The following is a 13,019-nucleotide window of genomic DNA, read 5'->3' on the forward strand; positions in this document are numbered from 1 at the left end:
TGCAGGCTCCCACTCATTTTTAGTAGCTGGTGTTGCTCTCGATACAGCGGGTGATAGCCTCTTCGTCCCCGGCATGGGTGATTTCGCAGTTTGCGGTTTCGGCCCCGTTCAGGAACCAGCTCGCCATGAAGTAGAAGAAGACCGCCACCGGGATGCAGAGAATGCCCAGGGCAATGCCGCCCCAGGCCATACCGGCTGTCTGCCCATGAAAGCGGGTGCGCGGGTTACGCTTGCGAGCGCGTAAGGCTTTGATACCCAGCACGATAGCTGCCACCGCAGGAATGAGAGCTAGCAGGGCAAAAACGCCCGCCATGAGCACTACAAGCCAGCTCGCCACGCCCACCGATAGAGCCATGACAGCCTGGTAGTAGCCACGGCCTCGCTTATCCCGCACCATTTCTCCGTAGGGGCGGCGGTGGGTGCCTGGTACCCGGTACTGGGCAGGCTCCCCCGGGGTTTCGTAGTCCAGAACAGGAGGCAGAAGGACGCCTGTGCCCGCGGGTACTTGCGGCTGGGGGTAAGCGGGGGGCTGGGTGCTCACGGCGTCCTCTTTCTTCCTAAAACCATTGGCCCGCTACTGGGCCTTATCCTATGGTCAGCTTACCAGCACCGTCACCTCGTAATCTAGGCAACAGCCCCGCTTCTACTCACCGCATAGAGGCGAAGAAACGGGGCTGGAACTTGCTGCTACTCAGAGAACTAGGCGGTAACAGCTACCTTTTTCGGAGCAATTTTGAGCAGGGCGGCACCAATAAAACCAAGCACAACTCCCAGTCCCATGACCAGGGCTGATACACCAAAGGAAACAACCGAGGTGAAGAGAGAAGCGCGCAAGAAAGAAGCGTCCATCACCAGGTTACGGCGGGTCTGAAGTTCTTCTGCGAGCTGGTTGCTCGCTGCAACCCACACGGTGGCACCTCCAATCAGCATGACGATGGCGGCAAGAATCGATACAAGCCCGGCAAGGCATGACATGGTAGCCCTCTCAAGAAATGCTTCAGACTGAATCACCTACACTAAGAGCACCTTTCAGGGCCATATCGTGCCGCAGCCACATTAGTTCGATACAGACATCAATGTCATTCAACCTACAGCCGGTGATCTGCTCAAATTTCGCGACCTTATTCCGCAAAGTATTCTCGTGGATATAGAGAGCCTGGGCAGCATCACGATAACTACGGCCATGCTCCAAAAACGCCCACACATACATCAGCAGGGCTTCACCGCCGCCACGATTCTCCCGCAGAGGCACCAACAACCCTTGTTCTACAACATCCCCCAGCCAGGGAGCACACGCAACCGCTAGGCGCCAGCCCCGGCTACGCACATCAAAGCACCCTACGCTGCCCAGTTCTAACGAAGCCAAGACGATTCGTGCTTCTTCCAGCGATTCTGCAAGTTTTCCAATACGCACGGGGCACCCAAGAGCCAGAACTCCACCCCGAAGATCCTGCCGCTCACTCGCTCGGGAGGCAGCAGCGTCCGCCCCCTCAAGGGCTGGAAGCACCCCCACCAGGCACCCCTCAACCGCATCGGCTAAAGCCGGGGCAAGAGCACCCGAAAAAGCGTTCTCAACCTCAGCAGCCCATGCAATCAGGGAAACCTCCCGACCCAGAACTACCTGATATTCCAGCTCCCCGGGCAACCCCAGACGACTGGCCAGGCGCTCTTCGTCCGCCGCCTCCAAAACCCCCTGCACAAGACGAGTTAGAAAGTCGCGTTTTTCAACCTTTCTCCGCTCGGTGTCGCTCAACAGGGCAGGTTCATAGTCGCGCGCCGCCTGAACCATGAACCACTCACCCACCTCCCACATAACCCCCATGGCCTCCAAGCGCTTTTCAAAAGGCAAGCCAGAACACTCAGCCATCTGCACAAATCTTCGCTGGGTAGCAGATAGAGCAAGGCGGTGCGCCCTCAACACAGAGGCCAAAGAAACCCCCTGCACCTTTCGGCGAGGAGCCACCTCATAGACCCTTTCACGCCCACCATCCAAGACTTCATCTACAGGAGTAGAACTTTCTAGGCACATTATCGCCGCATCAAAAACCCCTGCCACGCTATCAACCAGCTCTTCACGTGGCACTGCCCGGTACTCCGAGAGCTCATCAACAACAGCTCTTACAGCACTCACCACCAGGGCATCCTTTTCCACAACCAGAGTTCGCAGTAAAACATCCAAGCTAATGTAAGGTATCTCACGCATATCACTATTGTAGAAAATTACACACCGGAACAACATGTAATGAAAAAACCTACATTGCCATGATGTAAATCACATTATTAGTGTTAGTGCAACGCCTACCGCACAGGGGGCGTCCGCACAAACAACACCAAGGGAACCAAAGATGACAGAAGCAATCTTCAAAGCAGAAAAGGTGATGCAGCCGGTACGTACCACAAAGCAAAAGCGCAAAGCCTTTATCGGGGCCGTCGCCGGGCACCTCATCGAATGGTACGACTACGGTGTCTACGGCTTTGTCGCTATCTACGTAGGCGCTGCTTTCTTCTCAGCCAACACACCAGCCGTAGCCCTGCTCGCATCCTTCGCCACCTTTGCACTTTCTTTCTTTATGAGGCCCCTCGGTGGCTTCGTCTTCGGCCCGCTCGGTGACCGCATCGGACGCAAAAATACCATGGCCCTGGTCATGTTCCTTATGTCGGGCTCCACCTTCGTGATTGGCCTGCTCCCCACCTACGAAGCCATCGGTTTTGTAGCCCCCGCTCTACTTATTCTGGCTCGCTGCCTTCAGGGGCTCTCCGCGGGCGGTGAAATCGGTACCGTCACCTCCTACGTTGCCGAATACGGCGGCCCCGAACGTCGTGGCCTAGCCACATCGCTACTCATGACCATCGCAGTCTCAGGCCTTATTCTGGGCTCCATCGTAGCCAACGGCCTTGCCTCAATCCTGGGCGATGCTGCCATGCAGGAATACGGATGGCGCATTCCCTTCATCATTGCAGGCCCGCTCGGCCTCATCGCAGCTTTCATCCGCTCCCGCCTAGAAGATACCGCCCAGTTTGAGGCGATTTCAGAATCCGGCCATCAGGAGAAGCGCCCCATCCGCGCCACCTTCCAGTGGAAACTCAACATCACCCTGGTCGCAGGCTCTATCGCCCTGCTGGCAAGCATGTTCTACCTTATTTTGACCTACTCCTCCACCTACTTCGTCAAGGATCTAGGATTCTCAGCTAACACCCGTTTCTGGTTCATCACCATCGGCGGTCTAACGGCAGCCTCCCTCATGCCCCTGGGTGGCCTGATTACCGATGTATTCGGCCGGCGCTGGTTCCTCATGGCAACCTCTGCGCTCACCATACCCGCACTCTACTGGTACTTCACCACGGCCCCGGGCTCAACCCCGTCCGAAATCTTCCTGCCCTTTATGGTGATTTGCGTGCTCTTTGGCCTCTACTCTTCAACCCCCTACGCGGTGATGAGCGACCTGATTCCCACGTCCATTCGCGCCACCGGCATTTCCATGGGCTACAACATTCCCGTTGCAGTCTTCGGTGGCTCCGCGCCCTTCATAGCCACCTACCTGGTCAATGCAACCGGCGACATTACCTCGCCCATGTACTTCTTCATCGGGTGCGCGGTTCTCTCATTCCTTGCCGCGGCGTTTACCACCCAGAAAAACTATCAGCGGGTTCGTGACGCCGATGCTGACCTCATGGAGAAGGTTGCTACTTCATCTATCCCCACGGTCGAGCCTAAGAAGTAACGCCCCTTCGTGAAGATACAGAAAAGGCCCTCCGCCCGGATTACCCGGGCGGAGGGCCTCAATACTGTGGAGATGCGGGGAATCGAACCCCGGTCCGATGTGGCGTCAACGGGTCTTCTCCGTGCGCAGTTTGTGAAAGCGGTGTTTTCGGCTACCTTGCTTGCGCAAACACTTACAAGGCCTAACCTAGCCGTATAAAAGTCCCACCCGGCCCTACGACAAGGACGGGCAGCAGTGGCCTTTTAAACTGATGGTAGGGGCTGAGCCAAAGGCAAGCTCAGGCTACCAGACTGCATCGCTGGGATTATTAGGCAGCGAGTGCGAAGTCAGTGCGCTTAGATTCTGCACTTATTTTTTTGCAGAGGGCGTTAACGAGATAACCCTGCGTCCTCGGCACGCTTCATCCATCTCAACTCACATCGTCGAAACCGATCATCCCCATATTCTTTTATCAAAGAACGCCAAGCTAAGCGTTTTCCAGTGCTCTTTCGAGTCGCAACTCATCGGTGAAAGACACCGGCCCAATTAGCTCGGATGTACCAGTCTACCAGCTGGCTCTCCATGCTGTAAAGAGCCAGCTGGCAGGTTGATTAGACGTTGCTGCTTGAATCTGTGACGTCAAGGCCCAGCTGCTGGTTAATGCACTGTTCCATGAGAACCTCGTCCTGAGAGTAGGCCATGCACTCACCGAAGGCCGAGAAAATCCAGCCGAAGAACACCAGCATTGCCAGGGAAATAAGAATGCCCAGGGAGCTAAATACGATGCCGGTGATAGCCAGCCCCTTGCCGCCGCCACCGGTCTTGGTCTTACGCAGGGCAACGATGCCCAGCACCAGGCCAACGATACCCAAAATACCGCCCAGAATGACCCAGCCGCTCAGGAAAGATAGGATACCTAGAATCAGCGACGTAATGGCTAGCCCCTTAGGTGCTGAGGCTACCTGCTGGCCGTAAGCGTCATACCCGTAGGACGGGTAGCTGGCAGGCTGCTGGCTGTAATCTGCTTGGCCGTAGGTAGGCTGTGAGTAGTTGGGCTGTGTGTAGTTAGGCTGTGAGGAAGCACTGTTAGCCTGCTGGCTATAGTCCCCGTTTCCCTGATCTGTGGAACCTGAGCTGTACTGCCCGGGCACGTAATCGCCGTAGGGGTTTTCCTTGTTGTTTCCGGTGGTCATTTCTCTCCTTCGAGTAGTTTCTTAGCCCAGGTTCTTATAGCGCATAGCGCGCTGGGCTTCGAGGTTGTCCTGGCGCTCACGCAGGGCCTGGCGCTTGTCGTAGTCGCGTTTACCGGTGGCCAGGGCAATTTCTACCTTGGCTCGCCCCTTGCTGAAATAGAGCTTGAGGGGCACGACGGTGTAGCCGCTTTCCTTGAGCTTCTGAGCGATCTTATTGATTTCGCTGCGGTGCATGAGCAGTTTACGGCGGCGACGGGCTGCGTGGTTGGTCCAGGAGCCGCGCCCATATTCAGCGATATGGATGCCCTCTAGCCACAGCTCATTGCCGTACATCTGGCAGAAGCCGTCGGTAATTGAGGCTCCCCCATCGCGCAGGGATTTAACCTCGGTGCCCATGAGCACCAGCCCTGCCTCCCAGGTTTCTACGATGTTGTAGTTATGGCGAGCGCGGCGGTTGGACGCTATGGTGTGGTTATTCGGGTCTTCTTTCGTTACTTTTTTCTTAGCCACGATTATTCTTCGTTCTTTCTTTTCTGTCGTTCTGCTGCGCGCCACCGCACGCCGGCGTCGATGAAACCGTCGAGCGCACCGTCGAATACGGCGCTGGGGTTTCCCTCTTCATAGTTGGTTCGCAGGTCTTTGACCATCTGGTAGGGGTTGAGCACATAGGATCGCATCTGGTCACCCCAGGAGGCTTTGACGTCACCGGCAAGTTCCTTCTTTTTGGCGTCCTCTTGCTCTTTGCGGAGCAAGAGAAGGCGGGATTGCAGGACGCGAAGTGCTGCGGCTCGGTTTTGTAGCTGGGACTTTTCGTTCTGCATGGAGACCACGATGCCGGTGGGGATGTGGGTCATACGGACGGCGGAGTCCGTGGTGTTCACGGACTGACCGCCGGGCCCCGAGGAGCGGAATACATCGATTTTGAGTTCGGACTCGGGGATTTCGATGTGGTCGGTCTGCTCGATGAGGGGGATGACTTCCACCGCAGCGAAGGACGTCATGCGTTTGCCCTGGCTGTTGAAGGGAGAGATGCGCACCAGACGGTGGGTTCCCGCTTCGATAGATAGGCGCCCAAAGGCGTAGGGGGCTTTGACCTCAAAGGTTGCCGATTTAAGGCCGGCTTCTTCAGCGTAGGAGGTGTCCATCACCGTGGTGTCGAAGCCGTTTTTCTCGGCCCAGCGTAGGTACATGCGCAGAAGCATCTCTGCGAAGTCGGCGGCATCCACGCCACCGGCTCCCGACCGGATGGTCACGACAGCGTCGCGCTGATCGTACTCACCCGAGAGCAGGGTGATTACTTCAAGCTCTGCTAGACGTTTTTCGATAGCCTGCAGTTCGGTTTCTGCTTCGGCAAGGGTGTCGGCGTCGCCCTCTTCGTTGGCGAGTTCTACCATGACCTCAAGGTCGTCGATGGCCTGGCTTAGTTTGACGAGCTTATCGAGTTCGGCCTGTTTGTGGGAGAGCTGGGAGGTGACCTTTTGGGCGGCGTCGGGGTCGTCCCAAAGGTCGGGGGCGCCGGCTGCTTCAGAGAGTTCTGCGATGGTAGCGCGCAGCTGCTCAACGTCGCTGACCTCTTCGATGGAGGCGTAGGTTGAGCGCAGGGTTTTGATCTGGGCAGAAAAATCTAAAGTAGCCATGACTATTAACCCTAGCTGAAAACGATGGTAAGCGCCCGATTTTGCCCCTGTTTTGCGCTGACGGGGCAGAGCACTTCTATTCTAATCTTGGGTGGTGATGACGCGCGCCCGGCCGGTAACGGTGATATCGACGCCATCAGGTAGCACAACAGAGAGTAAGGGCGGGTGGGCCCTGGCAGAAAGGACGATAACCGCAGTGTTGTTTCCCGACGCCCCGGTTGCGGGGTTTAAGGTCAGGTGGGAGAAGTCGGTACCGGCGCCGCTTTCTTGCAGAAAGGTATGAGCGGACGCCTGCACCCCGGCACTGGTGAGGGTCACCTGGGCCTGGGTCTCCCCCACCGCGGTGATGCCTTCAATACGCTGAGCAGCGGACGTTGCCGCTTGGTCGGCTAAAGACTGTAGACGCTGTCTTTCAAGATAGACGGAACTTACTCCAACGACGGTGGAAGCGACCAGCAGAAGCACCAGGCACAGCCCCACGATGAGTGGGAGGACGCTTCCCCGCTCAGCGTCGCGCTCGGTGGCCTCATGGCACGGCCTCCGCTGAAGCTGGGTCTGTCTAATCTGTGTCATGAGTAGTCTCCTCCCCAACTCACAGCCTGTGAGGTCATAGTGGCAAGAGTCGGTGCCCCTGGCCAGGGCACCAGAGGCAGCCCAACCTCGACAGTGACATCTACCGTCATTCGCTCGCCCTGGGCGCAGACGTCCTCGCAGCTCAGCGTGGCAGTAATGGTTTCGGCCTCTAAACCAAAGTCGCTAGCCGTCAAAGCGGCAATCGCTTGCACAGCAGATTGGGTACGCTGCTCCGGCGGTAGAAACTGAATCACCTGTAACGCATGGGCACTGGCGTTAGAAGCTGCAAAAGCAGCCGACTGCATCGAAAAGACTGATAACAGAAAATAGACCGTGGGTACCATCAACAGGGCACCCAGTCCAATAAACTCAACAAGAGCGCTGCCCTGCTCAGGGTCGTCTGCCTCTCGCGTATCTACAGCTCTATCACCGCGTTTATCGCCGAACCACAGCATGACCACTCACCTCCCACTGGGCAGCTACCCCAAAGGGACCGATGAGAGGCACCGGGGCAACCACGGTGACCTGCACGGCGTCCGCCCCCTGCCACTGGGTAACAGAACTGCTAATCGTTGCTGAGTAGTGGGAAGGCAGCACCGAATACAGCAACTCGTGGGTGCGTTCTTCTCCGTCAGCCGGTGTTTTATCGAGCATGGCCCCATAGCGGGCCCCCTGAGATACAGCGTCCTGCAGCACGTTACGGGTGAACAGCGCGAAAGCAACCTGCAAAACGCCTAGAAAAAGTAAGACAACTAAGGCAGATACCATCACGAACTCCGCCGTTGCATTACCTCTCTCCTTCTCAGGGGGCACAGCTCTCATGTGGCTCTCCTAACGGTTAATCATTGCCATTGCGTTATTGAACATGTTGACGAGGGCGTCCTGAGCAACCACCAAGATAGCGGCCACGAGGATAGCCGACATCATCGTGATCATTACCCAGCCAGGCACGTCCCCGCGCTCAGGGTCGTCCTGGCTTGTCAGAGGCGCAAAGATAGTGAGAAGGGCCTTGAGGTAGGTGTCGGTCATGAACTTCTTCATGGGATTCTCCTTTGAATATGAGTGTGATAGAAGGTGCCCAAGCGGGCGGGTTTAGAAGTTAAGATTCAGTAGGGAAAGGCCAGGAAACATCGCAAACAATACGGTGAGCGGAAGTATCAGAAAAACGACGGGGGCCATCATCCCGATTTCTTTCTTTCCCGCAGTTTCCATGAGCTCTCGTTTAGCGTTATCGCGGACGTCCTGGGCCTGAGCCCGCAAGACATCTGCCAGGGGCGTGCCACGCTCGATAGCTACGACCAGGCCATCCACAAAACGGGATAGGGCTGCTACCGAGGTACGCTGCGAAAAACTTTGCAGAGCGACCACAAGGGACTCCCCGGAACGAGTCATCGCGAGAATAGTTTGGAACTCGCGAGAAAGCTCTCCCTGCGAACTCCGCACCACCCGTTCAAGCGACCCGATGGCAGATTCCCCAGCGGTAACAGATAGGGCCATGAGCTCTGCCAAAGCAGGAAATTCAGCCAGCATGGCTTTCTCCCGTTTTGCAATCTGCTGAGACAGCCAATAGTCGCGTGCAAGGAAGCCAGCACAGGCGCCCAGAACAATCAGCAGAACTCCCGGCACAAAACTTACCGTCCCTTGGGCGAGCCCCACAGCCACCAAACAAATACAGAGAGTAGCTGCCAAGAGACTCCAGAGCACCTGCTGCACCCGGTACTCTGCGGTTGTCAGATTCCCACCTAGCTGGGTAAGTCGTTTTTCGAGGGCCACCGTATCAAAGCTAGACTTACCAAGACTCCGGTACAGCTTTTCAACCCACGGCGCAAGGAGGGCAGCGCTCGCCCCGTAAATACCTTCAGGTAGCGTGCTATACGGTGCGTCCGGGCGGTTCTTTTTAAGCTCCGCCGCACGAAGCTGAGGCGCTATACGGTCTGCAAAGCTCTCATGGCGCTGGGTCCAGATACTCGAAAGTACCAGCCAGATTCCTGCCGCTAGGAAAAGGCCGAGGAGAAGGGAAAAGTTCATGCCAGCACCCTCTTCTCTTCCGGCAGAGCACCGATACGCATCATCAGCCTGTAAGCGATGACGGTCAGGGCTAGGCCGCTCGCTAACACTAGGAAACCCGCAAAACTGTTATAAATTCTGATCGTGCTCGGCTGTGTAGCCATAAGGCCCAGGACGACCCAGGGAGCAACACAGGCAAGGCGGGCAGCATTAACCGTCCACGACTGTCGAGCCTCAAGTTCAGAGCGTGTCCTGCTGTTCTCACGGAGGAAAGTACTCAAAGTCCCCAGAAGACGACCTAAATCAGTTCCACCCACCTCACGAGTAACTTTGAGGGCCTCAATGATGTTGTCAGCGGTGGGGTCACTCAAGCGGTCTTTTAGACGATTGAGGGCTGGAAGGAACTCCCCGCTAGCACGGTAGTCTGAAGCAAAACTAGTAAAAGCTGGACGCAGGGGCTCCGGCCCCCGGTACTGAAGCTGCATGAGAGCGTCCGGAAGCGACAAACCTGCACGGATTGCTGACCGCAGATGGTCCACAGCATCCGGCCATAAATCCCGTAACTGGGCCTGCCGCTGAGCAGCACGATGCTTAACCACTAACCGAGGGCTAAAGAACCCAACGCCCGCAGCGAGGGCTGCCAGAGGAACCAGTGAGGTCAACGCGAAGGTCAGCACCATTGCAACAAGAGCAGCTACAGCAGAAACCATATAAAACATAGCTACCGTGAACTTTTCTAGGTCTGCCTGGCGCAGCAGCTGTTGTATCGCCGGGGCTTTTCGTTCTTTTTTCTCCTTAGCGGGGAGCTCCCAAAAGGACATATAGATTAAGAGCGCGCCGATACCGAACATCAGCCCGAATAAAGCACTCATGCCAGTGCTCCCTCGCAGTTAAGAAGGGTCTCAGGGGCGTAGCCAGCACGAATAAATTTCTCAGGCGAAGGCACCTCAGAAGCAACACATACCAGCTGATCGCCTTCTCGTCTAAACAGTGTGCTGGTTTCAATCACCCCGTTTTCGACCCGGTTACCAACGGCAAGAATCTCTCGCACCTGCCGTTTGCCCCGCAGATTACGGTCGCAGTGAACCACTAAATCAAAGCAAGAAGCCACGGTGGGGACGACAAACGAACTCGAAATGTTATCGCCGGCCAAGAGTGGAAGGGTACACATCTTCGTGATTGCGTCACGAGCTGAGTTAGCGTGGATAGTACAGAGCACCAGTTATCTATAGGGTTTTGCCGCTAGGCCCTTTCCATCACCATAATTACCAGCTAAACAGCTTAGGTAACACTATTACCCACAGTCCAGAAGGCGCCTACTGCCGGTAACAGATTGACTTCCCAACGTAAAATAGGGGTAAGACACAACCAACGGCTAAGGAGCAGCTGTGACCACCTTCGAAGACATGCTCAAAAAACGTCCCATTGATCCTGAAATCCTCGAAGAGAAGGTAAGGAAGATGGAAGAAGAAGCTCGTGCTTATGAAGATATGGCACCTGATTTCAATGCAGACGCCCAAGCACGCAGAGCCTTCCTCCGTAAACGTCCCTCAGGCCTCCACGCAGAAGAGTAGCCACCCTAAGCCAGCCCTTGCTTACCCCAGCGGCTCCCCTCCCCCTTGTTTTCCAACAGAACATAACCTTATAGAACGCATAGGCCCCAGGAGCAGTGGATAATGCCCTGCTATCACCCCAGTAGGCTCAGGCATCACCCGCCATGGATAAAGGCAGAAGAGCAAAGAGCCTATCTGCACCCGCTGAGAGCAAAGGAAAAGAATTGACCACCCTCGAAGATATGCTCAAAAAACGCCCTGTAGACCCTAAATACCTTGAGGAAGAGGTCAAGAAGATGCACGAAGAAGCTCTCGCATACAAAGAGGGCCGTGCCTATGAAGATACAGCACCTGAGTACGATGCTACCTCGCACCCTGACCACATGCATGAAGAGCCCCAAACAACCATGCAATCAATAACCCCCGAGCAGCTCACCGACAACATCCAAGAACACATCACAACACTCGAAAAGGCCCCCATAGCCCTCACTATGGATGGCAAACGCAAAGCAGTGCTCGTCAAACCAGAGTTCTACGAACGAGCCCTGGACGCCATCGGAGACCTTGAGTTCCTCAAAAGAGTCGAAGAACAAGGCGGTATCGACGAAATCGGCAAACTCCCCGGACGCCCACTGCACGAAGTCATGGAAGAACTAGATCTCAGATAAGGAAAGATAGCAAGCATACATAATAAATTTGTGCCTAAAAAGTTTAGAATATAAACAATTTATCAAAAAGGATAAAAATGAAGGAAATTAAAAATTTCATCATCGAATACGTAAAAGATGCAAAAGTTCAACTCTCCGCTGGAGGGCAAGAAGAAGCCCTAAAAATACCCTTCTCACAACTTTTTAAAAAAATTGGTGAATCAAACAATTTAGATATTGTTCTGCATCCAGAGTACAGCGAAAAGGGGGCCCGCCCAGACTTTGGCATGCACATCAACTCAGCCCTATGTGGTCACATTGAACTTAAAAAACCAGGAACCACTTTAGACCCCAGCACTTTCAAGGAAAATAGCCATAACTACAAGCAGTGGCAGAACCTCAAAGAGCTACCAAACCTCCTTTATACAAACGGCACAGAGTTCCGTCTATGGAGATACGGAGAACCAATTGGTGACCCAGCAAATATTCACATCAGTAATCTTCGCAATGCTCCAAAAAGTTTCAGTTATTCAAACAATCTAGATGAGTTGATTTATGATTTTATCCACTGGGAACCAACTAGAATTACTAGCACTAAAAAGCTTATCAGCACCATCGCCCCTCTAGCGCGAATTATTAAACTTGAAGTACAAGAAAATCTAACTTCTGACAGGGCAGCACAGCAGCGCAAAGAAAACGAAGATAGCTTAATTTTTCTAAATCTTGCAAAAGACTGGAAAAAGCTTATTTCACCGGGTTCAAAAGACGAACAATTTGCGGATGGATTCGCTCAAACAATCATTTTTGGGCTTTTACTAGCGGTAAGTGAAGGTATTGATCTCAACAATGAGCCGCTATCGGAGATTGGCTTCAAACTTGAAGACTCTCAGCACACGCTAATCGGTCGGATGCTGAAATACCTAACGGATCATATACGACATACATCAGTTTCACCAATCATTGACCTTGCGATTCGTGTCTTATCAGCAGTTGATTGGAAATCACTTGAAAAACAAGGCGATGAACTTTATCTACACTTGTACGAAGATTTTCTTGCTGAGTATGACCGGGAGCTTCGTGAAACTACCGGTTCCTACTACACACCAATTCCTGTAGTAGAAGCAATGACCAGGCTCACCGATAATGTTTTAACAGAAATTATGGGGCGAGAGGGCGGTCTACGCAATCCGAATGTTAGTATCATTGATCCAGCAATGGGAACTGGCACATATCCGCTATCAATCATCAAGTACGTTGCGAATAAAGCCAGTGAACAATATGGCCCTGGGGCGAAGCAAGAAGCTCTCGCTGCCCTGATGCAACGTTTATACGGCATTGAAATCCAGTCAGGGCCATTTTCAGTTGCAGAACTTAGGATTTCGAATGCGCTCTCCCAGGCAGGGGTAACAATCCCCAAGAAAGGTCTAAATTTTTTTGTTGCTGATACACTCGAAAACCCTAAATCTGGTTCAAGCGATCAATTAACATTCTCAGCACAGCTAATTGCTAATCAACGCATAGCTGCTAATAAAGTTAAAAGAGATACCAATATTCAAGTTGTAATTGGCAATCCTCCTTATGATGACCATGCTGGAGGACGAGGCGGATGGATCGAGAGAGGTGATAATGAGGCTTATTCAAAAGTCCCACCCGCAGCCAAAAACACCAACCCCCGCACCACCGCAAACACCCGCCCATACAACCCCAA

General features: G+C 54.1%; 16 protein-coding genes, 1 other RNA gene and 1 pseudogene. 4 read left to right on the forward strand and 14 right to left on the reverse strand.

Annotated features, from left to right (window positions below; all coding sequences use genetic code 11):
• Positions 1–19: 19 nt before the first annotated feature.
• From ACFP6B_RS09690 to ACFP6B_RS09700, 3 genes are all read right to left on the reverse strand, one after another.
• Positions 20–541, reverse strand: coding sequence for a DUF4190 domain-containing protein (locus ACFP6B_RS09690; RefSeq protein WP_377129595.1), 522 nt, complete (start codon positions 539–541; stop codon positions 20–22).
• Between the two features lie 158 nt (positions 542–699).
• Complete coding sequence (locus ACFP6B_RS09695) at positions 700–975, reverse strand: hypothetical protein (protein WP_237207149.1); 276 nt, start codon at positions 973–975, stop codon at positions 700–702.
• Positions 976–997: 22 nt separating this feature from the next.
• A complete protein-coding gene (locus ACFP6B_RS09700; RefSeq protein WP_377129597.1) occupies positions 998–2,239 on the reverse strand; it encodes a PucR family transcriptional regulator in 1,242 nt (413 codons plus the stop codon).
• Positions 2,240–2,345: 106 nt separating this feature from the next.
• Between ACFP6B_RS09700 and ACFP6B_RS09705 the strand changes: the two genes are divergently transcribed.
• Positions 2,346–3,722 carry an MFS transporter gene (locus ACFP6B_RS09705; RefSeq protein WP_377129599.1) on the forward strand — a complete coding sequence of 459 codons (1,377 nt, stop codon included), beginning with the start codon at positions 2,346–2,348 and terminating at the stop codon, positions 3,720–3,722.
• Positions 3,723–3,786: 64 nt separating this feature from the next.
• Here ACFP6B_RS09705 and ssrA read toward each other — a convergent pair.
• From ssrA to ACFP6B_RS09760, 11 genes and pseudogenes are all read right to left on the reverse strand, one after another.
• Positions 3,787–4,162: a transfer-messenger RNA gene (ssrA, locus tag ACFP6B_RS09710) on the reverse strand.
• A 150-nt stretch (positions 4,163–4,312) separates the two neighbouring features.
• Positions 4,313–4,894 carry a DUF4190 domain-containing protein gene (locus tag ACFP6B_RS09715; protein WP_377129601.1) on the reverse strand — a complete coding sequence of 194 codons (582 nt, stop codon included), beginning with the start codon at positions 4,892–4,894 and terminating at the stop codon, positions 4,313–4,315.
• A gap of 21 nt (positions 4,895–4,915) precedes the next feature.
• The gene (gene smpB / locus ACFP6B_RS09720; protein ID WP_135012007.1) at positions 4,916–5,410 is read right to left on the reverse strand and encodes an SsrA-binding protein SmpB; all 495 of its coding nucleotides are present in this window, start codon (positions 5,408–5,410) and stop codon (positions 4,916–4,918) included.
• Positions 5,407–6,531: a peptide chain release factor 2 gene (prfB, locus tag ACFP6B_RS09725; RefSeq protein WP_377129603.1), complete on the reverse strand. Its 1,125-nt coding sequence runs from the start codon at positions 6,529–6,531 to the stop codon at positions 5,407–5,409. Before prfB ends, smpB begins: the two co-directional genes overlap by 4 nt.
• Before the next feature lie 81 nt (positions 6,532–6,612).
• Positions 6,613–7,104: a pilus assembly protein TadG-related protein gene (locus tag ACFP6B_RS09730; protein WP_237185389.1), complete on the reverse strand. Its 492-nt coding sequence runs from the start codon at positions 7,102–7,104 to the stop codon at positions 6,613–6,615.
• A complete protein-coding gene (locus ACFP6B_RS09735) occupies positions 7,101–7,559 on the reverse strand; it encodes a pilus assembly protein TadE (RefSeq protein WP_377129605.1) in 459 nt (152 codons plus the stop codon). The genes ACFP6B_RS09730 and ACFP6B_RS09735 overlap by 4 nt, the downstream gene beginning before the upstream one ends.
• Complete coding sequence (locus ACFP6B_RS09740) at positions 7,540–7,926, reverse strand: TadE/TadG family type IV pilus assembly protein (protein ID WP_377129607.1); 387 nt, start codon at positions 7,924–7,926, stop codon at positions 7,540–7,542. Before ACFP6B_RS09740 ends, ACFP6B_RS09735 begins: the two co-directional genes overlap by 20 nt.
• Positions 7,927–7,935: 9 nt before the next feature.
• Positions 7,936–8,133, reverse strand: coding sequence for a hypothetical protein (locus tag ACFP6B_RS09745; protein WP_237185563.1), 198 nt, complete (start codon positions 8,131–8,133; stop codon positions 7,936–7,938).
• Positions 8,134–8,196: 63 nt separating this feature from the next.
• Positions 8,197–9,132, reverse strand: a complete 936-nt coding sequence (locus ACFP6B_RS09750) for a type II secretion system F family protein (RefSeq protein WP_377129609.1) — start codon at positions 9,130–9,132, stop codon at positions 8,197–8,199.
• A complete protein-coding gene (locus tag ACFP6B_RS09755) occupies positions 9,129–9,983 on the reverse strand; it encodes a type II secretion system F family protein (protein ID WP_237199760.1) in 855 nt (284 codons plus the stop codon). The genes ACFP6B_RS09750 and ACFP6B_RS09755 overlap by 4 nt, the downstream gene beginning before the upstream one ends.
• Positions 9,980–10,327: pseudogene (locus ACFP6B_RS09760) on the reverse strand (CpaF family protein); the annotation flags it as partial. The pseudogene ACFP6B_RS09760 and the gene ACFP6B_RS09755, both read right to left, overlap by 4 nt.
• A 172-nt stretch (positions 10,328–10,499) precedes the next feature.
• Between ACFP6B_RS09760 and ACFP6B_RS09765 the strand changes: the two are divergent.
• The 3 genes from ACFP6B_RS09765 to ACFP6B_RS09775 all read left to right on the forward strand — a co-directional run.
• Complete coding sequence (locus ACFP6B_RS09765; RefSeq protein ID WP_377129611.1) at positions 10,500–10,685, forward strand: hypothetical protein; 186 nt, start codon at positions 10,500–10,502, stop codon at positions 10,683–10,685.
• Between the two features lie 203 nt (positions 10,686–10,888).
• Positions 10,889–11,332, forward strand: coding sequence for a hypothetical protein (locus ACFP6B_RS09770; protein ID WP_377129613.1), 444 nt, complete (start codon positions 10,889–10,891; stop codon positions 11,330–11,332).
• Positions 11,333–11,409: 77 nt separating this feature from the next.
• On the forward strand, positions 11,410–13,019 hold a 1,610-nt coding region (locus tag ACFP6B_RS09775), incomplete at its 3' end, for an N-6 DNA methylase (RefSeq protein ID WP_377129615.1).

Origin of the sequence: Rothia nasimurium (genome assembly GCF_042660305.1) — a bacterium.
Lineage (GTDB): Bacteria > Actinomycetota > Actinomycetes > Actinomycetales > Micrococcaceae > Rothia > Rothia nasimurium.